Source organism: Wylensekiella montiformis (genome assembly GCF_009697385.1).
Classification (GTDB): Bacteria; Bacillota; Negativicutes; order Selenomonadales; family Selenomonadaceae; genus Selenomonas_A; species Selenomonas_A montiformis.
The window spans coordinates 1-24,220 of record NZ_VUNL01000004.1 but is presented as its reverse complement, the minus strand read 5'-3'; the positions used below and the strand labels follow the sequence as shown (position 1 = coordinate 24,220).

The 24,220-nt window shown below is 57.0% G+C and carries 18 protein-coding genes; 17 read left to right on the top strand and 1 reads right to left on the bottom strand.

The window, feature by feature from the left end; all coding sequences use genetic code 11:
- The first annotated feature begins 245 nt into the window (after positions 1-245).
- From FYJ78_RS04360 to FYJ78_RS04325, 8 genes are all read left to right on the top strand, one after another.
- On the top strand, positions 246-677 hold the full coding sequence (locus tag FYJ78_RS04360) for a PTS sugar transporter subunit IIA (RefSeq protein WP_154620202.1): 432 nt from the start codon (positions 246-248) through the stop codon (positions 675-677).
- A complete protein-coding gene (locus FYJ78_RS04355) occupies positions 677-1,153 on the top strand; it encodes a mannose/fructose/sorbose PTS transporter subunit IIB (protein WP_154620201.1) in 477 nt (158 codons plus the stop codon). Before FYJ78_RS04360 ends, FYJ78_RS04355 begins: the two co-directional genes overlap by 1 nt.
- A gap of 80 nt (positions 1,154-1,233) precedes the next feature.
- The gene (locus FYJ78_RS04350) at positions 1,234-2,040 is read left to right on the top strand and encodes a PTS mannose/fructose/sorbose transporter subunit IIC (RefSeq protein ID WP_154620200.1); all 807 of its coding nucleotides are present in this window, start codon (positions 1,234-1,236) and stop codon (positions 2,038-2,040) included.
- Between the two features lie 24 nt (positions 2,041-2,064).
- Entirely contained in the window at positions 2,065-2,889 is an 825-nt protein-coding gene (manZ, locus tag FYJ78_RS04345; RefSeq protein WP_154620199.1) for a PTS mannose transporter subunit IID, read from the top strand.
- Between the two features lie 143 nt (positions 2,890-3,032).
- Positions 3,033-3,998, top strand: coding sequence for a 6-phosphofructokinase (gene pfkA / locus FYJ78_RS04340; protein ID WP_154620198.1), 966 nt, complete (start codon positions 3,033-3,035; stop codon positions 3,996-3,998).
- A 77-nt stretch (positions 3,999-4,075) separates the two neighbouring features.
- Entirely contained in the window at positions 4,076-5,431 is a 1,356-nt protein-coding gene (locus tag FYJ78_RS04335) for a GGDEF domain-containing protein (RefSeq protein ID WP_195847860.1), read from the top strand.
- On the top strand, positions 5,428-7,176 hold the full coding sequence (locus FYJ78_RS04330) for a GGDEF domain-containing protein (RefSeq protein WP_154620196.1): 1,749 nt from the start codon (positions 5,428-5,430) through the stop codon (positions 7,174-7,176). The genes FYJ78_RS04335 and FYJ78_RS04330 overlap by 4 nt, the downstream gene beginning before the upstream one ends.
- Before the next feature lie 28 nt (positions 7,177-7,204).
- Entirely contained in the window at positions 7,205-8,881 is a 1,677-nt protein-coding gene (locus tag FYJ78_RS04325) for a GGDEF domain-containing protein (RefSeq protein ID WP_195847859.1), read from the top strand.
- Positions 8,882-9,067: 186 nt separating this feature from the next.
- Here FYJ78_RS04325 and FYJ78_RS04320 read toward each other — a convergent pair whose 3' ends face one another.
- Entirely contained in the window at positions 9,068-10,327 is a 1,260-nt protein-coding gene (locus FYJ78_RS04320; RefSeq protein ID WP_154620194.1) for a diaminopimelate decarboxylase family protein, read from the bottom strand.
- A gap of 171 nt (positions 10,328-10,498) precedes the next feature.
- On the opposite strand from FYJ78_RS04320, the gene FYJ78_RS04315 reads away from it, so the two are divergent.
- The 9 genes from FYJ78_RS04315 (at position 10,499) to FYJ78_RS04275 (ending at position 23,820) form a co-directional block, all read left to right on the top strand.
- Positions 10,499-10,870, top strand: coding sequence for a YkvA family protein (locus tag FYJ78_RS04315; RefSeq protein ID WP_154620193.1), 372 nt, complete (start codon positions 10,499-10,501; stop codon positions 10,868-10,870).
- Positions 10,871-10,882: 12 nt separating this feature from the next.
- Positions 10,883-13,354, top strand: a complete 2,472-nt coding sequence (locus tag FYJ78_RS04310) for a DNA topoisomerase 3 (protein WP_154620192.1) — start codon at positions 10,883-10,885, stop codon at positions 13,352-13,354.
- Between the two features lie 41 nt (positions 13,355-13,395).
- On the top strand, positions 13,396-14,583 hold the full coding sequence (locus tag FYJ78_RS04305; protein WP_154620191.1) for a DEAD/DEAH box helicase: 1,188 nt from the start codon (positions 13,396-13,398) through the stop codon (positions 14,581-14,583).
- A 44-nt stretch (positions 14,584-14,627) separates the two neighbouring features.
- Positions 14,628-16,007: a hemolysin family protein gene (locus FYJ78_RS04300; RefSeq protein WP_154620190.1), complete on the top strand. Its 1,380-nt coding sequence runs from the start codon at positions 14,628-14,630 to the stop codon at positions 16,005-16,007.
- A gap of 2 nt (positions 16,008-16,009) precedes the next feature.
- Complete coding sequence (locus FYJ78_RS04295; RefSeq protein WP_154620189.1) at positions 16,010-17,302, top strand: M18 family aminopeptidase; 1,293 nt, start codon at positions 16,010-16,012, stop codon at positions 17,300-17,302.
- A 125-nt stretch (positions 17,303-17,427) separates the two neighbouring features.
- Positions 17,428-19,338: an ABC-F family ATP-binding cassette domain-containing protein gene (locus FYJ78_RS04290; protein ID WP_154620188.1), complete on the top strand. Its 1,911-nt coding sequence runs from the start codon at positions 17,428-17,430 to the stop codon at positions 19,336-19,338.
- A gap of 110 nt (positions 19,339-19,448) precedes the next feature.
- Positions 19,449-20,738: a hexokinase family protein gene (locus tag FYJ78_RS04285; RefSeq protein WP_154620187.1), complete on the top strand. Its 1,290-nt coding sequence runs from the start codon at positions 19,449-19,451 to the stop codon at positions 20,736-20,738.
- A gap of 41 nt (positions 20,739-20,779) precedes the next feature.
- Complete coding sequence (rpoN, locus tag FYJ78_RS04280; protein ID WP_154620186.1) at positions 20,780-22,144, top strand: RNA polymerase factor sigma-54; 1,365 nt, start codon at positions 20,780-20,782, stop codon at positions 22,142-22,144.
- Positions 22,145-22,557: 413 nt separating this feature from the next.
- Entirely contained in the window at positions 22,558-23,820 is a 1,263-nt protein-coding gene (locus tag FYJ78_RS04275) for an NAD(P)/FAD-dependent oxidoreductase (RefSeq protein WP_154620185.1), read from the top strand.
- Positions 23,821-24,220 lie beyond the last annotated feature (400 nt).

The following is a 24,220-nucleotide window of genomic DNA, read 5'->3' as shown; positions in this document are numbered from 1 at the left end:
TTTTCCTGAATTTCGTTTCAGATCGTATCAAACTGTATCATAACAGGATAAAAAGTGTATCAGAATCATAATTATAGTATTAAACGGGAGAAAACTCGAATAGAAAACGCGGAAAGAATAGCGAAAGCGGGAGGTTTCGTTTTGATACACAAAGTTGGCACGCTGATTGCAATATATAGAGGCTGTAAGTGCAAAAGCCATAAAGACGAAGGTTTTTTGGAACGTGAGGACAAGGGGGTATTGTGATGTTTGGTATTATTGTAGGGACGCACGGGCGCTTTGCCGAAGAACTGGTGAAGTCCTGTGAGATGATCTGCGGCGAACAGAAGAATGTCCGCGCAGTCACGCTGGTTCCGGGCGAGGGACCGGATGATGTCGTCGCCAAATATGAGGCGGCGATCGGCGAGCTTGACTGCGGGGGCGGCGTGCTGTTTTTGAACGATTTGTTCGGCGGCAGCCCGTACAACGCGGCCTGCCGGCTGGTCATCAGCAACGAAAAGTATGGAATCGTGACGGGGGTCAATCTGCCGATGCTCATCGAGATGTGCAGCGCGCAGATGATCGACGACGGTTCAGACATTCAGGCATTGATGGAGAAGGCGGTGGAGGCCGGAAAGAACGGCACGCAGACATTCCACGCCAGCCAGATTTCTGAGGATGAGGAGGACGATTTATAATGAATATCGTATTAGCAAGAATTGATGACCGCCTGATTCACGGGCAGGTCGCAACGGTCTGGTCCAAGGTGACGAACTGCCAGCGCATCATTGTCTGTGACGATGAGGTGGCAAAGGATACGATCCGCGCCACATTGCTGAAGCAGGTCGCTCCGGCAGGCATCAAGTCGCATGTCGTCGATCTGGACAAGGCCATCCGGGTCTACAACAACCCGAAATATGAAAACGACCGCTGCCTGCTGCTTTTCACCAATCCGTCCAGCGTTCTTTATCTGGTCGAGCATGGCGTGGACATCAAGAGCATCAATATCGGCGGCATGAGCTTCCATGAGGGCAAGCATCAGATCACGGGCGCGGTCTCGGTGGATGATAAGGACATCGAGGCGTTTAAGAAACTCAATGAAAAGGGCATTGAGCTGGAGATCCGCAAGGTGGATACCGATAAGAAAGTTATGCTGATGGATGTCCTGAAATAAGGGCATGATCATAGCCGGAACGCATTGGGGGGTGTTCCGGCAGGAATCCAATGTTTTATTACATAATGGAGGGAAACATAATGGAACTTAGTAGTATTCAAATCATTGCTGTATTCATTGTATCAGCAGTCGCCGGTATGGGCTCGGTTCTGGATGAGTTCCAGACCCATCGTCCGCTCATTGCCTGCACACTCACCGGTCTTATTCTCGGAGATATCACGACGGGTATCATCATCGGCGGTACGTTGGAAATGATCGCTCTTGGCTGGATGAATATCGGCGCTGCCATGGCGCCGGATGCGGCTCTGGCTTCCGTGATTTCGACCATTCTCGTCATTGCCGGACATCAGTCCATCGGCGCCGGCATTGCGATCGCGATGCCGCTGGCTGCCGCCGGACAGGTTCTGACCATCCTCTGCCGTACGCTTACCGTCGCGTTCCAGCACAAGGCGGACAGCTATGCGGAAGAAGGAAATCTGCGCGGCATTGATATCTGCCACATCGGCGCACTGCTCATTCAGGCGCTGCGCGTTTCCGTTCCTTCTACGCTTGTTGCCATGTATATCGGCACGGGCGCCGTACAGGCTATGCTCGATGCCATTCCCCCGGTCATCACGGGCGGCCTGCAGGTAGCCGGCGGATTTATCGTCGTCGTCGGTTATGCGATGGTCATCAACATGATGGGCGCCAAATACCTCATGCCGTTCTTCTTCCTCGGCTTTGTCGTCGCCGCATTCACGACGTTCAACCTCGTTGCTCTCGGCGTGATCGGCCTTGTCGCCGCAATCGTCTACATCCAGCTGAATCCGAAATATCAGCAGGTCGCCGCAGCGCCGGCAGCTGCATCTTCGGGCGCTGACGATGATCTGGACGATGAACTGGACTGATTGAGAGCAGAGGAGGAATTAACAATGGAAAAGAAACTTACTTCAAGTGATTTTTTCTGGACGTTTGTCCGTTCGAATTTTCTGCAGGGCTCCTGGAACATGGAACGCATGCAGGCGCTGGGCTATGCCTTCGGTATGGTGCCGATTCTTCGCCGTCTCTATGAAGGCGAGGAGCTGAAAAAGGCGATGAAGCGCCACCTTGAGTTCTACAACACCCAGCCGTTCGTCACGGCGCCGATTATCGGCATCACGGCGGCACTGGAGGAGAAACGCGCCAATGGTGCGGACATCCCCGACGGCGTAATCAACGGCATCAAGGTCGGTATGATGGGCCCGCTGGCCGGCGTCGGCGACCCGATTTTCTGGGGCACGCTGCGTCCGATCACGGCGGCTCTCGGCGCTTCGTTTGCCATCAGCGGCAGCCTTGCCGGCCCGATTCTTTTCTTTGTGCTCTTTAATGTGATCCGTCTGGCGATCCGCTGGTACGGAATCAAATACGGCTATGATAAAGGTACGGATATCGTGCAGGATGTGGCCGGCAACAAGCTGCAGAAGCTCACGGAGGGCGCATCGATCCTCGGCCTGTTCGTCATGGGCGCGCTGGTCAACAAATGGACGTCGGTCAATATCCCGGTGGTCGTGTCACAGATCACCAACGCGAAGGGCGAGGTCGTCACGACGACCGTTCAGACCATCCTCGATCAGCTGATGCCGGGCCTTGTTCCGCTGCTTATGACGTTTGCCTGCATGGCGCTTCTGAAGCGGAAGGTCAACGCGATCTGGATCATCTTCGGACTGTTCGCTGTCGGTATTATCTGCTATGCGCTCGGCATCATGAACGTCAAATAATTACATCGTTTCTCACCGTAAAGGGGCTGATTTTCAGCCCCTTTTTCGTTGGAACTACTTTACATTTATGATGGAGTTTCGTAAAATAAAGTAGTATGGTTGGATCATAAAGATTTATCTGTTTTTATAGGAGAGATGGTTCCATGATCAAAAAAGCAATTGCCGTAATGACTTCTGGCGGAGACAGCCCGGGAATGAACGCGGCTGCACGCGCTGTGGTCCGCACTGCCCTGTATGAAGGCGTGAAGGTCTACGGCATCAATAACGGTTATGCTGGGATGATCAGCGATGATATTGTTCCTCTGACCAGCCGCAGCGTCAGCGATCTGATCCAGCGCGGCGGCACGTTCCTCGGGACGGCCCGCAGCATGGAGTTCAAGACGCCGGAAGGCCGGAAGAAGGGCTATGACAATCTGGTGAAGCGCGGCATCGAGGGCCTGGTTATCATTGGCGGCGACGGGTCGCTGACCGGCGGCTCGCTGCTCAGTAAGGAAACGGGTCTGCCGATTGTCGGCCTGCCGGGTACGATCGACAATGACGTTTGGGGAATGGATTATACCATTGGCTGCGATACGGCGGCGAATACGATTGTCGATGCGATCAACAAGCTCCGGGATACGGCTTCGGCTCACCGGCGCATCATGCTCGTCGAGGTCATGGGCCGGAATTCCGGCTGGCTGGCCATGATGGCCGGTATCGCCGGCGGCGCGGAGTATGTACTGGTCCCGGAGGTCAAGTACGATCTCGATGATATGTGCCATGAGCTCAAGGCCATGTATGATGCGGGCAAGCGCTACAGCATCATCGTGGTGGCGGAAGGCGCGGCCTCCGCTGTAGGCCTCGGGAAAATCGTCGAGGAAAAGACGGGAATCGATACGCGCGTGTCGGTGCTCGGCCATATTCAGCGCGGCGGTTCGCCGACGGTGGAGGACCGGATGAAGGCGTCGATGCTCGGAGAGAAGGCGGCGCTGGCCATCATTTCGGGAGCAACCAATATCGTATTCGGCTTTAATGAAGGAAAAGTCGTCAGCGTCAATTTGTTTGATGCTGTGAACAATAAGAAGACCCTGGATCCGGAACTGGTGAGACTGGCCCGCGTCCTGGCTTGAGGAACAATGAAGTCCGGCCCCACCTGACAGTTGGTGGGGCTGTTTTTTGCAGAAAGAGGTTGCGGCGCGTGCGGACCATGAGGAAAAGAGGAAACAACGGCATAGCGAAATGGCAGGAAAGCGGTGTTTTTCTGGCTGCCGGTCTGCTGATGGTGCTGCTGCCTGTTTTTGCGGCAGGGCTGGAAGGCTGCTGTTACTGGCAGTCTGCGGCAGCGGACGGACCGATGCGGCCGCTCTTTTTTCAGGACATTGCCTGCATGGCAAATCTGCCGCTGGCTCTGTTTATGATCCTCCTCCTGATGATGTATTATACCAGTCCGATGGCGCCGCGGCGCCTTTACCGGCAGCTCATTGCCTTTTTGGTGCTTTTTCAGGTATGGATGCTCTGCGCCTCGCTGGCCCGCGGGGCTTCGGATGCTGCGGGGATCTTCCTGTTCCGTGCGGCGACCTATCTTTTGCCGGCCATGGCGAATATGGTGATTTATCAGATCATCGACCGTCCGTACCGGCGGCTGGTCTGGCTGACGGTGCTGGCTTATCTCGGCCTGTTTCTGCTGGCTGCGGCGGCGGAGTTGGCCGGCTTTCGCGGGCTGGAGCGCGGTCTGCCGGCCTTTTATCTGCTGGTCTTTGCACTGGAGCCGGTGGTTGGGTATCGCGTCCTGTGTGCCGCCTTTCAGGGAAACCGCTACTGCCGGGCTGTCCTTCTGCCGCTGGCCGGGATCCTGGGCGCCGGGATGCTGGACGGCGCGGCTCTGCAGTTTCACTGGCTGAGGGCCGACGGCTATGCCCTGCCGTATGTTTCCTTCACTTTGCCGGTGTTCGTTCTGTTTCTGGTTCGCCAGCAGATTCGGCGGGAGCGTTCGCTTACCCTGCGGACCGCCGGTCTGGAGGATGCTGTGGCGGAGGCTGTGGCGCGTTCGGAGCTGGACGCGCTGACCGGCTGTTACAACAGGAACCGGCTGGATGCGGCGCTCGATCAGGAGATTCGGCTGCATGGACAGGCGGCCGGATGTTTTTCCGTGGTCATGATGGATATCGACTGGTTCAAGCAGGTTAACGATCAGTATGGACATGACGCCGGCGACCGCGTGCTGGCTTCCTTTTCGGAACGGATCCGCAGCCGGATCAAGCGGACGGATGTGTTTGTCCGCTGGGGCGGCGAGGAGTTCGTGCTGATCTGCCGCGGCTGCGGCCGGGAAGAGGCCGGCCGGATGGCGGAGCGGCTGCGCCGGGAGGTAGAGAGGGCGGATCTTCTTTTCCCGCGGCGCATTACCTGCAGCATGGGCGTTGCCGTCTGGCACGGGGACGGCGATACGGCGGAGAAGCTGATGAAGCGGGTGGATGAAGCGCTGTATGAAGCCAAGCGGAGCGGCCGGAACCGGGTGTGCTGCGAGCCGCAGACGATCCCGGATGAGACGCTGCAGCTGGTTTGAGTATTTCCATAAGCTGCAGTAAGCGGCGCGGGCTGAGTGAAGAGATGGATGTTGTGGCGGATACGGGAGACGAAATGATGAAATGGTTCGGGAGAGCGGCGGTGCTGCTGTTTTTCTGCTGCATGGCGGCGATGGGAGCGGTGCGCGGTGAAGCCGCTGCTTTGACCGGCAGCGTGGTTTATCAGGCTGTCCCCGACGGGGAGACGCTGCCCGCCGAAGAGGACTGGAAGCCTGACGAAGATCTGTCTGCTCCGGTGCAGTCCGGGGGCCGCTGGCTCTGGCTTTCCATTCCTATAGCGGATAAATTTCCGGACGAGAATACCTTTTTTTTTTCCACGGAGGGACAGGCTGTCCGTATTTGGATGGATGGTGCGCTCATTTATTCCGACGGAGTGATGGGTCCTGTCCGGCCGTTCGGCCATGGATATCGCTGGCACCGGGTCGTCCTTCCCGCTTTCAACGGAACCTCGCGGCTTCTGGTGCAGTTGTATGCGGATCATCCGTATGAGCTGGGACGGCTGGGGGATTTCAGTCTGGCTTCGGAAGAAACGCAGATGATGCGCGTGTTTACCGAAGATATTCCCTATGCGGCGTCACTTCCCGTCTGCGTGCTGATGATTGCCGTTATGAGTATGTATTATTTCAATCAGCTGGCCTGGAAACGTCTGAATATCCATCTGATTCTTCTGCTGCTGGTCCTGATCGTGTGGATGGTCAGTCTGTCGCAGGTCAGGCAGCTTCTGCTGGACTGGCCGGTGTTCTGGCGGGAGCTTTCCCTTTTTCTGCTCTTTCTGATCCCTGTGACGGCCGATATGGTGCTGTATGAGATTGTAGAGCTGGATCTGAAGCGGAGGATTCTGCAGGTCGTCGGCGCCTATTCTGCCTTGACGGCGCTGGCCCTGCTGGCCGAGATGCTGATGCTGGACGGCTTTCACTACGGGCAGAAGCTGCTGTACCTGCTGCTTCTGCCGGGACAGGCTGTCGTGCTGGATTGTCTGCTGGTGTCAATCGGACGGGGAAATGTTTATGCGCGGTTCGCCATGCTGCCGATGGTTGGCGTGAGCGCTCTGGCCTTGTTTGACGGGCTCAATCAGACGCTGCATCTCTTCCCCTGGCAGACACGGCTGCTGCCGCTTGGCGTTTATACGTTTATTTCGTTTGTCGTCTGTATGCTGCGCGCTCAGCTGCTGCGCGAGCGCCGGATGCAGGAGCAGGAGGTCGCTTTGACGTATAAGATCGCGCAGGCGGTAGAGTGGTCGGAAATCGACGCGCTGACAGGCTGCCGCAACCGGGCAGCTTTTGATACCTTTCTTAGAGAGGCTGCCCGGCGCGGGAATGAGCGGACGTTTTCCCTGATTATGATGGATATCGATCATTTCAAGGATGTAAATGATACGTATGGGCATGATATGGGGGACAAGGTGCTGATCCGGTTCGCGGAGCTGGTTCGCGGGCATCTGGATCACCGGTTTCGGTTCTTTCGCTGGGGCGGCGAAGAGTTTATTCTGTATTGTCCGGATCGGGATCTTCATCAGGCCGTGCAGCTGGCAGAGGATCTCTGCCGAAGGATCGGGCGGGCGGAGATTCTGCCCGCCCGCCCGGTGACCGTGAGTATGGGCGTGGCGTTTTGGCACGGAGCAGACGATCCGTGGACGGCGCTTTTCCGGCGCGCGGATGAGGCGCTTTACCGGGCCAAGCGGGCGGGGCGCAACCGGGTCGCCGCAGAAGGCGGATCACCGGAATGAGACAGAGCAAAGGAAGGGAGGAATCAGGATGAGACGGCAGAACCGATGGCAGAGGATAGGGCTCCTTTGCCTGCTGCTGTTCCTGCTGCCGGTTCAGGCCGGGGCAGCCGCATGGGATGGATCCTGGTTCTATCACGAGGAAAAGGCTGTGCCGTTCGGCCGGGAGGGGCAGATCGCTGACTGGCATCCGTACGATCATCGGAAGCGTCCGCCGCTGTCTCCGGACAGTCATGTGGTGTGGTTGTCCGTGCAGCTTCCGGATGATGCGCCCGACCGGAATGTCCTGATGTTTTTGACGACGAATCAGGCCGTTCGGGTATGGCTGGACCGTACGATGATCTATACATGGGGGGAATTTCGTCCCACCCGTTTCGATCAGGGTACGGTGTTTCACCGGGTTGCGCTTCCCGGGGATTTTGCTGGGAAACAGCTGAAAATCGAATTATACGCGGCGAAAAACCGCCAGCTCGGCATCGTTCATCTCCTGTCGCTCGACACGCCGTCCCGTCAGGTCCAGCGGATCTTTCTCTATGATCTGCCGGTGATTCTGGCCTTGCCGGCTGCGGCGGCGATGATTCTTCTGATGCTGCTGTGCCAGTATTTCTATTCGGGCCGCTGGAATCGCCTGTACAGCTTCGTGATCGGTTTCCTGCTCGTCTTTTCCTGCTGGCTCGTCAGCGCTGCCAAGGTCCGGTCGCTCTTCTTTGATCATCCGGTGTTTTGGTGGTATATGCTCAGCATACTGGCCTATCTTCTTCCGCTGTCGGCGAACCTTATGCTGTCTGAGCTTTTAAAGGACAAGCCCTATGCGAGGATGAAGCTGGTAACGGGCGTCAATGCGCTGCTGTTCCTGCTGGCGGCGGCCGGCGAACTTCTGGGACTGCACAGCATGAATGATCTCATGGACGTATTTTACCCGCTGCTTGCCGCGGGCGAGACCGCCGCCATGTATTGGTGCTGGCGCGCTGCCCGGCAGGGGAATCGGCTGTGCCGGGCGGTCATGGTCCCGCTGGCCACGTTTACGCTGCTGGGCCTGCTTGACGGGATGGCAGGCCATTTCCGCCTGTTTACATGGCATACGTTTCTGACTCCGCTGGCGATCTACGCGTTCCTCTATTTTGTGATTGCCATTTTGCGGGAAAAGCTGCGGCGGGAACACCGTCTGGCCGTGCACAATGCGGGGCTGGAGCGGGAGGCGGCGCGGGCGCTGCAGCGTGCGGAGACGGATGTTCTGACCGGCTGCTGGAACCGTTCGGTCCTGAACCGGCTGCTGGCGTCCTCCATTACCGAGGCGGTGCAGAGCGGCGGGCATGGCTTTGCGGTGCTTCTGTTGGACATCGATCATTTCAAGCGGGTCAATGATCAGTTCGGACATGTGGCCGGCGACCGGGTATTGGCCGCCTTTGCTCAGATGGTACGCAGCAGCATGGGGCCGGGATGCTCGTGTATCCGCTGGGGCGGAGAAGAGTTCATGATCCTGATGGATATGGAGGAGCGGGAAGCGGTCGTTCGTCAGGCGCAGCTGCTGCGCCGGAAAACGGAGTCGGCGGATCTCGGCGGACACCGGATCACCTGCAGTATCGGCGTGGCGTTCTGGCATGGACGTCAGGACACGCCGGACGCTTTGTTTAAGCGTGTGGATACGGCGCTGTATCGGGCCAAGCAGGAAGGACGCAACCGCGTCGTTCTGGCCGGGGAGGATTGACACCGGGTGGCGGTGTGACCGGGCATCAGCTGGCGGAAACCTCTGCAAAGCGGTACGGGGTCGGCCGGGCCTATGAGAAGCCGGAGGAAGAATAACGCGGAGACTTCGCAAAAAAGTCCGGCAGCCAGAGCGTGTTGCGCTGGCTGCCGGACTTTCTGTGTGACGGAGGACGGGCGGCTTTTTCCTTTACTTTATGATGGAGCCGGGATAACGGAGCGTGGCAAAGTAATCGTCGATGGTTTCGGCGCGGCGGATCAGTTCGATGCTGCCGTCCTCGCGCAGCAGAAGTTCTGCGCACCAGAGCTTGCCGTTGTAGTTGAATCCCATGGCGCTGCCATGGGCTCCGGTATCGTGAATGATGACCAGATCGCCGATGTCGATCTTCGGCAGTTTGCGGTCGATGGCGAATTTATCATTATTCTCGCAAAGCGATCCGGTAATATCATAAATATGATCGCAGGGCGCGCTTTCCTTGCCGGAGATCGTGATATGGTGGTACGCGCCGTACATGGCCGGGCGCATGAGGTTGGCCATGCAGGAATCGAGCCCGATATAGTCCTTGTATGTTTTTTTCTCGTGCAGGACGGTGGAAACAAGCCATCCTGCCGGGCCGGTCATCGCGCGGCCGCTTTCCGTCATGATGGCGACGTCGCCAAGACCTTTCGGCACCATCATTTCCTCGTAGAGCTTATGGATGCCTTCGCCGATTTCCATGAGATTCAGCGGCTCTTCTTCCGGACGATAGGGGATGCCGAAGCCGCCGCCGAGATTGACAAACTCGACATGAATGCCGAGCCGCTCCTTGAGCTCGCCGGCCAGCGTAAACATGAGCTTTGCCGTGAACAGGAAGGCTTCCGTGCGGCGCTCATTGGAAGCGACCATGGTGTGAAGGCCGAAACGGCGCACGCCTTTTTCCTTTGCCATCCGATAGGCTTCGAAGAGCTGGTCGCGGGTCAGGCCGTATTTCGCTTCGGTCGGCTTGCCGATGATGTCGTTGCCTTCCATGAGGTCGCCGGGGTTGTAACGGAAGCAGAGGCTCTCCGGCAGACCGGCGTTCTTTTCGAGGTAGTCCAGATGGGAAATGTCGTCGAGATTGATGATGGCGCCGAGTTCGATGGCCTTCTGAAATTCATCGGCCGGCGTATCGTTGGAAGTCAGCAGAATCTCTTCCCCTTTGACGCCCGCGTAATCGGAGATCAGAAGCTCTGCCTTGCTGCTGCAGTCGGTGCCGGCTCCTTCTTCATGCAGGATCTGGACGATGCGCGGATTCGGCAGGGCCTTGACGGCGAACTGCTCGCGGAAAGCCGGCGCCCAGGCGAACGCCTTTTGCAGCGCGCGGATGTTCTCCCGAATGGCATGTTCATCGTAAATATGAAACGGCGTGGGGTATTTTTTTACGATTTCCTGCAGCTGGGAATGGGAAAGCGGGAATGATTTCTTAGGCATAGCGTATTCCTCCTGTCGGGCATCGAGAATTATTATTATCTGTAAAGGTAAATAAATTATAACAAAATAGCATAATCCTGTCAATTGATATAATAATAATGTATACAGACACGGTTTAGATGAATATGGTAAAATAAAAAGAAGTTCTTATTTATAGGGGAGGGGATTTTCATGCGGCGAATCATCGGTTTTCTGAAGCTGTTCCGCTATGATCTGCTGGTCATGCTGGCTGCCATGGGGCATCGGGACACTCCGCGGCGGATCAAGCTGCTGCTGCTGGCGGCCGTATTGTATCTTGTGAGTCCGGTGGATCTGATCCCGGATGCGATACCATTGGCCGGGGTCATGGATGATGTGCTCATCGTTCCGGCTGCTGTGTGCGGTCTGACCCGACTGCTGCCGGATCATGTGCGGCGTGATGCGGAATGGAAAGCGGAGCGCGTGTCGCGCTATATGCCGGTTTTTGTGATCGCCGCTTCATTGGTCGTACTGGCCTGGGCTGCCCTGTTCCTGTATGGGATCTATAAGCTGATTGCTGGATGAGGAGTTTTTATTTTGCGTTTGTTTATTGCCGAGAAACCGAGTGTCGGCCGGGAACTGGCCAAGTGTCTGACCGGACCTGTGATCCGCCGCGACGGCTGCCTTGAGACAAAGGACGGGATCGTGACCTGGCTGTTCGGGCATATCCTGCGTCAGGCGGAGCCTGAGGAATACGATCCGCGCTATAAGCGCTGGCGGGCGGAGGATCTGCCGATCATTCCGCGGGAATGGAAGCTGTTTGTGACCAAAGACTGTGAAAAGCAATTCGCGATCGTCAAAGCGCTGATCGAGCGAGCGGACGAAATCGTGCACGGCGGAGATCCGGACCGCGAGGGACAGCTGCTGGTGGACGAGGTGCTGGATTATCTGGGCAATACCAAGCCGGTCAAACGCCTTCTGCTCAATGCGCTGGATGAGACGAGCATCCGGAAGGCCGTCGCCAGCCTGCGGGAAAACCGGGATTTTTTCCCGCTCAAGCAGTCTGCACTGGCCAGAGCGCGCGCGGACTGGCTGATCGGGATGAATCTTTCCCGGGCTTATACGCTGGCTGCGCGCCGGGCCGGTCATGATAAACTGGTTCTGCCCATCGGCCGGGTCAAGACGCCGACGCTTTCGCTGGTCGTGCGGCGGGAGCGTGAGATCGAGCAGTTCAAGCCGACGGATTATTATCTGATCAAGGGGACGTTTCTTCATGCGAATGGGACGTTTACCGCGCAGTGGAAACCGGCCGATACCATGGCCGGACTGGACAGCGAAAACCGTCTGATTGACCGGCGGGCCGCAGAGGAAAAACTGGCATCTTTTCAGGCTGAGCCGCATGATGCGGTGATTTCTGCTTATCAGAAGACGAAGAAGCAGGAGCCGCAGCCGTTGCCGTTTTCCCTGTCCTCGCTTCAGGTGCTGGCCGGCAAGCGGTACGGCTATGCGCCGCAGCTGGTGCTCGATACGGCGCAGCGCCTTTATGAGAAGAAGCTGACGACCTATCCGCGCTCAGACTGCGAGTATCTGCCGGTCAGCCAGTTTGGCGATGCCGGGACGATTCTTTCCCATCTGTCTTCCTGCGGCGATCCTGAGCTTGCGCAATGGGCGCCGAAAGCGGACCGCGGGATCCGGAGCCGCGCCTGGAACGATAAGAAAATTTCCGCACATCACGCGATCATCCCGACGACCGTCCGGGCCGACGTGACGTCCATGACGCCGGAGGAGCGAAATGTATATCACCTGATCGCGCGCGGCTACATCGCTCAGTTCTATCCGGTTCATATCTATGACCAGACGAAAGTGGAGGTCACCTATCAGGATGAGCTGTTTACGGCCAGCGGCCGCACGGAGCGCGACCCGGGTTGGAAGGTTATGTATCAGTCCCGGCGCAAAAAGGCAGAGGACGAGAACGCGGAGGAGGACGAGAGCGACAAAACGCTGCCGGCCATGAAGAAAAAGGACCGCGCGGACTGGCAGAAGGGCGATATCCTTAAGCGGGCGACGAAGCCGCCGGTGCGCTTTACGCCGTCGACGCTCTTGGCCGGTATGAAGGAGATCCATAAGTATGTCAAGAATCCCGAGGCCAAAAAGCAGCTGAAGGATGTCTACGGAATCGGCACGGAGGCCACGCGCGCGACGATCATCGATGATCTGATCCGGCGCCGGTTCATGAAAACACAGGGGCGCAAGAAATACCTGATTCCGACTCCTGCGGCGTATCTGCTCGTGGACGCGCTGCCCGATGAAATGACGTATCCGGATTCCACGGCGATCTGGGAGGACAAGCTTCACTCAATGTCCGAGGGCGAGGGAACGCTGGAAGAATTTCTGCAGGGACAGATCGCCTTTACGCGGGAGCTTTGCCGCAAAGCGGGAAGTGCGCCGATGAAAACCGGCGGCGGGCCTGTGTGTCCGCGCTGTCAGAAGGGCGTGCTGATTCGGCGCAAGGGGAAAAACGGCCTGTTCTGGGGATGCTCGAATTACCCATCCTGCCGGATGACCTGCGATGACCGGGACGGAAAGCCGGATCTCGATGCGGCCAGAGAGAAGCTGGCCCGCAGCCCGCAGCGCATGGCTCCCGCCGCTGTATCGGCTTCGGCGATGGCGCGCCGGACGCCGCAGAATGCCGGACGCCCGGCCGGCGGATATCAGCGAAACGCTGCATCGCCGGCCGGGGAGGTGGAAGAGCTCAACCGGCTGTTTTCTCCTGCGGACTATGAAGCGGAAATCGCTGCGGCGATGAAGGAGTACGTTTCTCCGGACAAAAAAAGCTTCGCCCGATGGGGCTCCGGCGCGGACAAGCCAAAGTATTCGGCCAGTCCGATGGAGCATATGAAAAAGGAGACGGGCAGCCAGCCGTCGGCGCAGTATCTTTGCCCGCGCTGCCGGGAGGGGCATCTCCGGCAGATTCACGGGAAGAACGGGGTGTTCTGGGGATGCTCCAATTACCCGCGCTGTACCGCGACATTTGACGACAGCCGGGGGGCGCCGCTTTTAAGCACATAAGTCTGCCGCTTAAGATGGCAGCGGAGTAGAAAGGAAAGACAATGACGACATTTGCCGATCTTGGCATACAGGAAGCGCTCTGCCCGGTGCTGGAAGAACAGGGCATCAAAGAACCGACCGGGATCCAGAGAGAAATGATCGGCCGGGTTTTGTCCGGCCGGAATCTGATCGCTCAGGCTCCGACAGGAACCGGGAAAACCCTGGCCTATCTTTTGCCGGCGCTGCAGCGGATCGATGCTGCCAAGCGCCAGACACAGGTGCTGATTCTGGCGCCGACGTATGAACTGGCCATGCAGATTGCGGGTGTGGCGCGGACACTCAGCCGTGAGGCGGGACTGGGCGTAGGGGTGCTCGGACTGATCGGCGGGGCGAGTCTTGCCCGTCAGGCAGACAAGCTGAAGGAAAAGCCGCAGCTTGTCACAGGTTCTGCCGGCCGCATTCTGGAACTTGCGCGTCAGGGCAAACTGAAGCTCCGGGACACTGCTCTGCTGGTGCTGGATGAGTTTGACCGGATGCTCGATGATCAGAATCTGCAGGATACAGCGGCTGTTGTCCGTCTGCTTCCCAAGGACAGACAGGTTGTCATGGTTTCGGCGACGGTGTCGAAGAAGGCGCTGGAGCGCGCGGATTTTCTCGGCAGCCCGGAGCGCATCACCGTCGGCGAGGACGAAGCGGCGCAGAAGAAGCGTTCGCATTATGTGGTGCGCGTGCCGTTTCGTGAGAAAGCGGGGATGGTGCGAAGACTTTCCCGGCGCCTTGATGTTCAGCGCGGTCTGGTGTTCCTGAACCGTTCCTTTGATGCCGAGCGGACGCTGGCCCGCCTTCAGTTTGACGGGATACGGGCGGGCTCGCTCCTCGGCCATCAGAATAAGCAGGAACGGCAGAAAGCCATCGCCGATTTCCGGGTCGGCCGCATCCGTTTGCTGCTGGCCACGGATCTGGCAGCCCGCGGACTGGATATCGGCGGGATAGATTATGTGTTCAATCTCGATCTGCCGGATCAGGCGCAGACGTACCGGCATCGTGCCGGCCGTACGGCGCGGGCCGGCGCAGCCGGAGCGGTCATTACGCTGGCCGACGATAAGGAAATGGCCAAAGTCGGGCAGCTGGAGCAGAAGCTGGGCATCCGTTTCCGGCCGCTGCCGGGCGGCGAAACCCGTCCGGGGAAAAAGAAATCAGCCGGGCGCAGGCGCAGGGATTCCTCTGCCGGCCGAAAGCCGCATGCCTGAACGGACAAAAATAAGGGTTTTAAGAAAATGGAGGGAATATCGTCTTGGATATTGTACCGATATTGTTTCAGCTGGTACTGGTCGTTTTTCTTGTGTTCATGAACGGTTTTTTTGTCGCGGCGGAATTTGCTTGTGTCAAGATGCGTCCGTCGCGGCTTGAGACGCTGATTCAGGAGGGCAGCAAACGGGCCGTTTATGCCAAACGGCTGACGGATCATCTCGACGCGTCGCTGTCTGTCACGCAGCTCGGCATCACGCTGGCATCTCTTGGACTGGGCTGGGTCGGCGAGCCTGCCGTGGCGACGCTGATTCTTCCCGTCACCGGCTGGCTGGGCATAGATGAAGGGATCGGTCATACGATTTCGCTGATTCTTGCTTTTTCGCTCATTACGGCGGCGCATATCATCATGGGCGAGCTGACGCCGAAGACGATGGCGATTCAGAATGTGGAAAAAATCATGCTGGCTGTCGCTCTTCCCATGCTGATTTTTCATAAAGTCATGTACCCCTTTGTCTGGGTCCTTAATCATGTGGCCAATTGGGTGGCGCGCCGCATGGGATTTCAGGCGGCTTCCGAGGGCGAGAATGCGCATACGGAGGAAGAGATCCGCCTGCTGATGGAAGAGAGCCATCGTCAGGGGCTTATCGACGATACCGAGGCGGATTTTGTCGACAATGTATTTGATTTTACGGAGCTCAATGTGCGGGAGATCATGACGCCGCGCACGGATATGGTGGTTTTGTATCTGGAGGACAGCTTCGAGGATAATATGGAAATCATCACGACGGAGCAGCTGACGCGTTATCCGGTCTGCCGGGAGGACAAGGACCACATCATCGGCTTTTTGCATGTCAAGGACCTGATGCGGGTCATGGTGGAGGGACGCCGCCCGAATCTGCGCAAACTGGCCCGCAAGGCGCTTGTCGTGCCGGAAAGCATGGACGTCAATGTGCTGCTGAAAACGATGCAGCGCAGCCATTCCCAGCTGGCCATCGTTGTGGATGAATTTGGCGGAACTGCGGGCATGGTGACGATCGAGGATATTGTCGAGGAAATCGTTGGCGATATTCAGGATGAATTCGATGAGGAGCGTCCGACGGCGGAAAGCCGGGGCGGTCTGGTCTATTCTGTGGATGCCAAAATGCTTCTGGAAGAGCTGGAAGACGTATTGGAGATTTCGATCGAGGACGAGGATGTGGACAGCGTCGGCGGATGGCTGTACGACCAGCTGGGCGTCGAGCCGCGCATCGGGCAGATGGCGGCGGCGGACGGCAGCCTGTTTTTCGTAGAGGAAGTCGATGGCGCCCGCATCACCCGTGTGCTGATCCGTCTGGCCCGCCCGCTGTCCCGAAAGCACGAGGAGATCGTTCAGGGGCGCGGCCTGAAACGGGACGGATGGACAGAACCGGAACGGGAGGGATGAACATGAACAGCGTACAGGACGGACTGATTCCGTTTTTGCAGGAAGCGGTTTCACCGTTTCATGCGGTTCAGGCTGCCGCAAATCGTTTGCGGCGGGCTGGTTTTGAAGAACTCGATCTGAGTGCAGACTGGTCGCTGCAGCCGGGGCGGTCTTATTATGTCCGTGCTTTCGGCTCGTCTTTGCTGGCGTTCCGTTTGGGAAGGCAGCCGCGCCGCCGGCTTCATCTGGCCGCGGCGCATACCGATTTTCCCTGCCTCCGGGTCAAGCCTCATTCGGTGCTGCGTACGCGCGAATACGGAACGCTCAATGTGGAAGTATACGGCGGTATGATCCGGAGCAGCTGGCTGGACCGTCCTCTGTCGCTGGCGGGAAAGATCGTGCTGGAGGCGGAGGATGTCTACCGTCCGGAGGTGCGTCTTGTAGACCTTGGACGTCCGGTCGTGACGATCCCGCATCTGGCCATTCATATGAACCGCTCGGTCAATGAGGGCGAGACGCTCAATCCGCAGAAGGATATGCTGCCCTTGTTTGCGCTGCTGCCCGGCTGCCGGGAGGGCGCGCCGGAAGAGGATGCCTTCCTGGATTTTCTGGCGGAGGAATGCGGCCTGTTGCGCAGCCGGATCCTGGCCTATGAGCTCACGGCTTATCCGACGGATCCGCCGTGCCTGCTTGGCGCGCATCAGGAGTTTTTGTCGGCGTCCCGGCTGGATAATATGACATCGGTCTATGCCTGTCTGGACGGATTGATCGGAGCGGAAGAAACCGAGGGAGTCTGCGGCATTGCGCTCTTCGATCATGAGGAGGTCGGCAGCCGGACGAAGCAGGGGGCGGCCTCCATGCTTGCGCCGGATATCCTGCACCGCATTTATTCGGCGCTCGGCTTCAGCGAAAGCGAAGCGCGGGCCGATATCAGCCGCGGCTTTATGCTGTCGCTGGACGTGGCTCATGCGGTTCATCCGAATGTGCCGGAAAAGAATGACCCCACGAATTTCCCGCGGCTCGGCGGCGGCGTGACGCTGAAAATGGCCTGCAGTCAGGCCTACGCGGGCGATGCTGAGGCCGCAGCCGTGATTCGGGGACTGTGCCGCCGCGAAAAGATCCCGTGCCAGAGCTTTCTTAATCGTTCTGACCTTCGCGGCGGCTCCACACTCGGTGCGATGCTGTCTGCCAATATGCCGATCCGGACGATGGACATTGGCGTGCCGATTCTGGCTATGCACTCTGCCCGCGAGACGATGGGGGCGGAAGACCAGCAGGCGCTGCAGCGTCTGGTCCGTGCGTTTTTCAGCCGCTGAACGAATGAACGGCGAAACCGGATGGTTTGGAGTATACTGTAACGCATTCCGCTTCCTGTACTATCCTTTTGTCTTGAAACACGGTATAATAATAGATAATGTTTGCAGATAGGAAGAATATCATTATGATCGTTACGATAGAAAATTTTACCAAGAGCTACGGGGAAAAGACCTTGTTCCGGGATGTGAACCTCAGTATGGAATCCGGAGACCGGGTCGGCATCGTCGGCGTCAACGGTACGGGCAAGTCGACCTTTCTCAAGGCGGTGGCCGGGCTTGTCCCTGTGGACTCAGGCACGATGATCACCATGCGGGGGCTTCGCATCGGCTATCTGGCTCAGGATAAAGTTTTCGATCCGGATCATACGGTGCTCATGGAGGTGTTTTGCGGGCAGAGTCCGCTGATGCAGGCCCTGCGTGGCTATGAGGTGGCCATGGCCGGGGCTGCGGCGGATCCGGGCAATGAATCCATTCGTCAGCGGATTATGGAGTGTACGGCCCGGATTGATGAGCTGGGCGGCTGGCAGCTCGAAAGCACGGCCAAGGCGGTGCTGAACCGTCTCGGGATCCGGGATTATCAGGCGTTGGCCGGTACGCTTTCGGGCGGACAGCAGAAGCGGCTGGCGCTGGCCGCGGCGCTGATCCAGCCCTGTGACCTGCTGCTGCTCGACGAGCCGACCAACCATCTGGACAGCGAGACGATCAGCTGGCTGGAGGAATACCTGCGCGGCCGGAAGGGCGCGCTGCTCATGGTCACGCATGACCGGTATTTTCTCGATCACACTGCGGATAAGATTCTGGAACTGGACAAGGGGCGGGCCTATACTTATACGGGCAATTATTCGGACTTTCTGGAACAGAAGTCTGCCCGGCTCGAACGGGAGGAGCGCAGCGAGCAAAAACGGCAGAATTTCCTGCGCAATGAACTGAAATGGCTGCGCCGCGGCGCACAGGCGCGCTCGACAAAACAGAAAGCCCGCATCGCACGCTATGAAGAGATCCGGGAGCAGCGGCCCGATCTGGGACAGGAAAAGGTGGAAATCGGGCTGGCTGGAAGCCGGCTCGGGCGCACGGTCATCGAGATGGATCATGTCGGCTATTCGGTGGATGGGCGTACGATTATCCGGGATTTTTCCTATACGTTGCTGCGCCATGACCGTATTGGCATTCTGGGACGGAATGGGACGGGCAAGACGACGCTGCTGAACATCCTGTCCGGCCGTCTTTCACCCTCGGCCGGCACGGTGAAGATCGGACAGACGGTCCGGATCGGCTATTTCACTCAGCGCCCCGTGGAGATGGATGAGCGGCTGCGCGCCATCGAATACATTCAGGAAGCTGCCCGTTCTGTCACGTTGGCGGACGGCACGCGAATTTCCGCCTCGCAGCTCATGGAGCGGTTCCTGTTTCCGGGCAGCCTGCAGTGGACGCCGATTGCCCGCTTGTCCGGCGGTGAGAAGCGCAGGCTGTTTCTGCTGCGCATTTTGATGGAAGCGCCCAACGTGCTGCTGCTCGACGAGCCGACCAATGATCTCGATCTTGAGACGATGGCGGTTTTGGAGGATTTTATCGATAAATTCCCGGGAGCGATTGTTTTCGTGTCGCACGACCGGTTTTTCGTGGACCGGCTGGCGGACCGGGTATTTGTGTATGAGCCGGACGGCAGACTGACGAGGTACGAGGGCGGTTATACCTATTACCGGCAGAAGCTGGCCGGGCAGGCGGAGCCGGATTCTGCCGATTCGCATCCTGCGGAAAAGGAGAAAGAATCAGCTTCCGCCCGCTCTGTCCCGAAAAAGACCGCTTCCCAGCCCCGGCTTACGTTCCGGGAGCAGAAGGAATATGCGGAAATTGAGGGGATCATCGCCAGCACGGAGGGCGAGCTTCGGGCGGTGCGGCTTCAGATGGAGCAATGCGCGTCCGACTACGGGCGTCTCAGTGAGCTGAGCCGGGAAGAAGAACGGCTGGCGGCCCGCCTCGACCAGCTTATGGATCGCTGGGCTTATCTGGAAGAGATTGCAGAGCACCAGCAATAATCGCGCTGCGGTATTTTTGGAAACACCCGGCTGACCTGTGCTTCTGACGCATGGTTTTCTGGTGGTTCATCATAGAGGGTATCAAATCAAAACGAGAAGGAGACAGTATCATGGCATTCGACAAGAATCAGTTCGACGACATCATCCGGGAATTTACGGTGGACGGCGGCCGGCTGCGCGAGATCGCAGCGGATTTCCGTTATGACCTGCAGAAGGGGCTGGAAAATCCCGCAGAATCTTCGCTGCGCATGCTGAAGTCCTACGTCGGGCTGCCGACTGGTGCGGAGACCGGGGAGTATCTGGCTTTGGATTTTGGGGGAACCAATGTCCGTGTGCTCCGCATCCGTCTGGAAGGCAATGGAAAATTTGAAGTCGTCCGCAAGGTGGCAAAGCCGCTCAAGGTGGAAGGCATTTATGATTTCATCGGGGAAGGGTCCACGGCAGAGCAAATGTTTGACTTTATCGCGGGACTTGTGGATGAGGCTGTCGATGGAGACCATTCGACAAAATATCTGCTGGGGCATACCTTCTCGTTCCCGTCAGAACAGACGAATCTCTACAATGCAAAACTTATCATCTGGACAAAGGAATTTGCGACTTCCGGCGTCGAGGGGCAGGTGGTCAATGATCTGCTCAAGGCTGCGCTGCACCGTCAGGGCCTTGACAATGTTGAACCGACGGCCGTGATCAATGATACGGTTGCGGTCCTTCTGGCCGCCGCCTATAAGCAGCCGGATGTCTATATCGGCTCCATCTATGCTACCGGTCATAACACCTGCTATCTCGAACCGTATGCGGACAGTGCGGAGCAGCCGATGATTCTCAATCTGGAATCCGGCGGATTTATGAAGCTGATCCCGAATCGTCTGGATCAGGAATTTGACCAGAACTCGGAAAAACCGGGCGAGCAGCGTCTGGAGAAGATGGTTTCGGGCCGCTATATGGGCGAGCTCTTCGGCATGGCACTGGCCGAGCTGCTGCAGGAAAAGGGCAGATCGTACGGTTTTACCAGTATCGACATGAGCAACATCATTCTCGACGACAGCGCTGCGCGCAGCAAAACGGCGGAGATTGTCGCCGCCAAGACCGGTCATACGCTGGAGAAGGCGGACTGTGAGATGGTTCAGCAGCTGGCGCAGACGCTGGTCATCCGTTCGGCCCGTCTGGTCACGGCCTCGTATGTGGGAATCATCTGGCAGCTGGCGGGCAGCGGCAAGCCGCAAAAACAGCATATTGCCATTGATGGATCCGTGTATGAGAAGATGCCGCTGGCCAAGGAAAATATCCTGCGCGCGCTTTCCGAGCTGCTCGGCGAGGAAGCGGCGGATATCGATACGGTTCTGGAAAACGGCGGTTCGGGACTCGGTGCGGCCATCGCTGCGGCTATGTCGCAGAAATAATCCGGAAAAACGGCCGCGTCCCGTTGTGAGGAGATCCTTTTATGCAGGCGGAACAATCACTCAATATGAATCTTTCGCAGCATCTGGCCATGACGATGAAGCTGCAGCAGGCCATACGGATCCTGCAGCTCTCGGCACAGGAACTCAGAGCTGAGATCGAAAAAGAATATCTGGAGAATCCCGCGCTGGAAATGGATTACGGCGATGCGGCGCCGGAGCCTTCCAATCCGCTGCTGCGGGCGGAGAATATCTCCCGTCTGAGCGAATATCTGGGCGACGAGGAAAACCGCGGCAGCTACTCTCCGGAGGAGCGGGAGCCGGGACGGGAAAAAGCAGCGCCTGTGAATCTTACGCTGGAAGAAGAGCTGTTGGAGCAAGTGAATTTCACTTTTTCCGATCTGCAGCAGCGGGCGATCGCCGTATTTCTCGTCGGCTCGGTCGACAGCCGCGGCTATCTGACCCTTTCCATTGAGGAGGCGGCCCGGGCTGTACAAAGTTCCGTGGAGGAGGTCAGCGCGGTGCTTCGCCGTGTGCAGGCCTTTGAACCGGCCGGGGTCGCGGCCCGTGATCTGTCTGAATGCCTCAGGCTGCAGGCAGAGCGTCAGGGGATTTACGAGGGGCTGGTCGCTGCTGTCATCGACCGGCATCTGGATGATGTGGCCGAATCACGCATTCGTGAGATCGCGGCGCAGGAACACTGCCGCCCGCAGGACGTTCAGCTGGCTGTGGACATTGTGCGGCAGCTGGATCCGAAGCCCGGCAGCTCTTATGGCGGGGACGATCCGGCCTACATTACGCCGGATGTGCTGATCCAAAAAATCGACGGGGAATATCAGGTCATTCTCAACGACAATTATGTACCGCATCTGCATATTTCTTCGGTCTATCGCAAGGCAGAATCGTTCGATGCGGAGACCAGAAAGTATATTACCCAGCGCCTGAATGCCGCTTCATGGCTCATCAACAGCATCGAGCAGCGCAGGACGACCATTCGCCGCGTTGTCACGGAGATCGTGCGGGTGCAGAGGGATTTCCTCGATAAGGGGCCGGATTTTCTTCGTCCGCTGACGATGAAAGAGGTGGCGGACGAAATCGGCGTCCATGAGTCGACGGTCAGCCGGGCCGTAGCCAATAAATACGCGGAGCTTCCGCGCGGCGTGATGCCTTTGAGAAAATTTTTTACGGCGAATCTGGCTAAGGCTGGCAGCGGTGAAGATTTCATCGCCGGTCAGGCCAAGGCCGCGATCCGGGAACTGATTGAAAAGGAAGACCCGCATAAGCCGCTCAGCGATCAGAAACTCTGCACGTTGCTCAAGGAGCGCCGGATGGAGCTTTCCCGCAGGACCGTCATGAAGTACCGCGAACAACTGGGGTATCCTTCGTCGGTCAAACGGAAGCGGTATTGAGTGGTTCGTGATTTGGAAAACAGCTGCGAAGTGTGCATAGCGCACATCCCGCAGCTGCTTTTTTTTGCTATACAAGTTATTGTTTTCACTCAGGAAACCCTTAAACCAAGATAAAATGCGTTGGATATTTACACTAAAATAGGATATAATGATAAATTTACAGAAAAATGTAAATATCCTATTGCATTTGTCTTGGAACGTGCTATGATAGTATTCGTAGATGTTGAAACAAGGTGACAGAATACCGTAAGTAAGTTAAAAAATACACATTCTGTCCGTTTTCTGTGCATAAAGATCCTGCATATCGTGAAGATTTTACCAGCAGGCTTTTTCTTTTTTTACTCATAACGTGATTTTTTTCACTTGTACAGCATCTGTGACAATTTACTGTGTTGCTTGGGGAGGGCGTTATCATGGCAGATAAAAAACCGCGTATTGTAATTGTGGGTGCTGGGTTTGGCGGCGTCAAGCTGGCCAGACTGTTCGCCGGGGAAGATGTCGAGGTCACACTGGTTGACCGGCATAACTTTCACCTGTTTCAGCCGCTGCTTTATCAGGTATCTACCGCGGTTCTCTCCACGGATGAAATTGCCTATCCGATCCGGACGTTTTTCCGCGACAATAAAAATGTGAAATTCTTCATGGCCAAGGCGCAGGGCGTCGATCAGAACCGCAAGGTGCTGCTGACCAATCATGGGGAGATCCCCTATGACTATCTGGTGCTGTCTGCCGGCGCGACGACGAATTTCTTTGGCATGGACCGGGTGGAGAAGAACTCCTTCGGCATGAAAACGCTGCAGGAGGCCATCCATATCCGCAATCATGTTCTGCACATGTTCGAGCGTGCGGACAAGCGGGAAGACGATGAAACCGAACGCCGGCGCATGCTGACCTTTGTCGTTGTCGGCGGCGGTCCGACCGGCATTGAGGAAGCCGGCGCGATTTCTGAGCTGATCGGTATTCAGAAAAAAGAATTTCACCAGCTGGACTTCAATGAAGTCTCCATTAAACTCATCGAGGCTACCCCGAATGTCCTGCCGATGATGGCGCCGAACCTCCGTGACTATACGGTGGAGGTCCTTCGCAGAAAAGGCGTTGATGTCATGCTGGATACACAGGTCGTGGATTATGACGGCAATACGCTGAAACTTAAGGACGGCAGCGAGATTCCCACCAAGACTGTGATTTGGGCAGCGGGCGTCAAGGCGGTTCCGTTTATTGCCAACTGCGGCAGTGAGGTGGACCGCGCGGGCCGGATTGTCGTTAATGAAAAACTGCAGGTTAAAGGCAGCAACACGGTATTTGCGATCGGTGACTGCGCGCATTTTCAGCACGGAACGGAGCGTCCTCTGCCAACTGTCGCGCCTGTCGCCACGCAGCAGGCAAAGACGGCCTTTGACAATATCATGAAATTGATCCGCGGTGAAAACGATCTCGAAACGTTCCATTATAAGGATTTGGGAGCCATGGCGACGATCGGCCGCGGCAAAGCAGTCGTCAACCGGACGAAGATCAATCCGCAGATGACGGGATTCATCGCCTGGTGCGCATGGATGTTTGTCCATCTCATCCGGCTGGCCGGCGCGCATGCAAACGTTACGGTGGCGATTAAGTGGACATGGAATCTGCTGTCCGGGACGAGACTCGGGCGCATCATTACCAATATTGAACTTTGATTCTTTCCGTGAAAAAGAAGGAGCTGGCCGCAGCTTCTTCTTTTTTTATCCGATGCTAAGGGGGGGTGTTTTTTTTTCATAATGGGGGTTGACAGGATGGGAAAAGCCGTGTATCATAATACAAGTCGTCAGCAACCGGGGACGGATGCGGCGGCAGCTGATCTCATTGTTTTTGTTACGAGGTTGAGAAAAAGTTCTTGACAAACGGAAATGGATGAGATAAAATATAAAAGCTGAATCCGATAAGAACTTTGAAAGTTCTGAAAGATGAAGCTCAGGTGGTTCTCTGAAAACTAAACAATGCAACATGAATCATTTGTGATTCAAGCCAGATGTTTTTAAAACATCGATTGATTATGAACATAAGCAATCGGCAATTTCTTTACTAAGCTTCATTTTT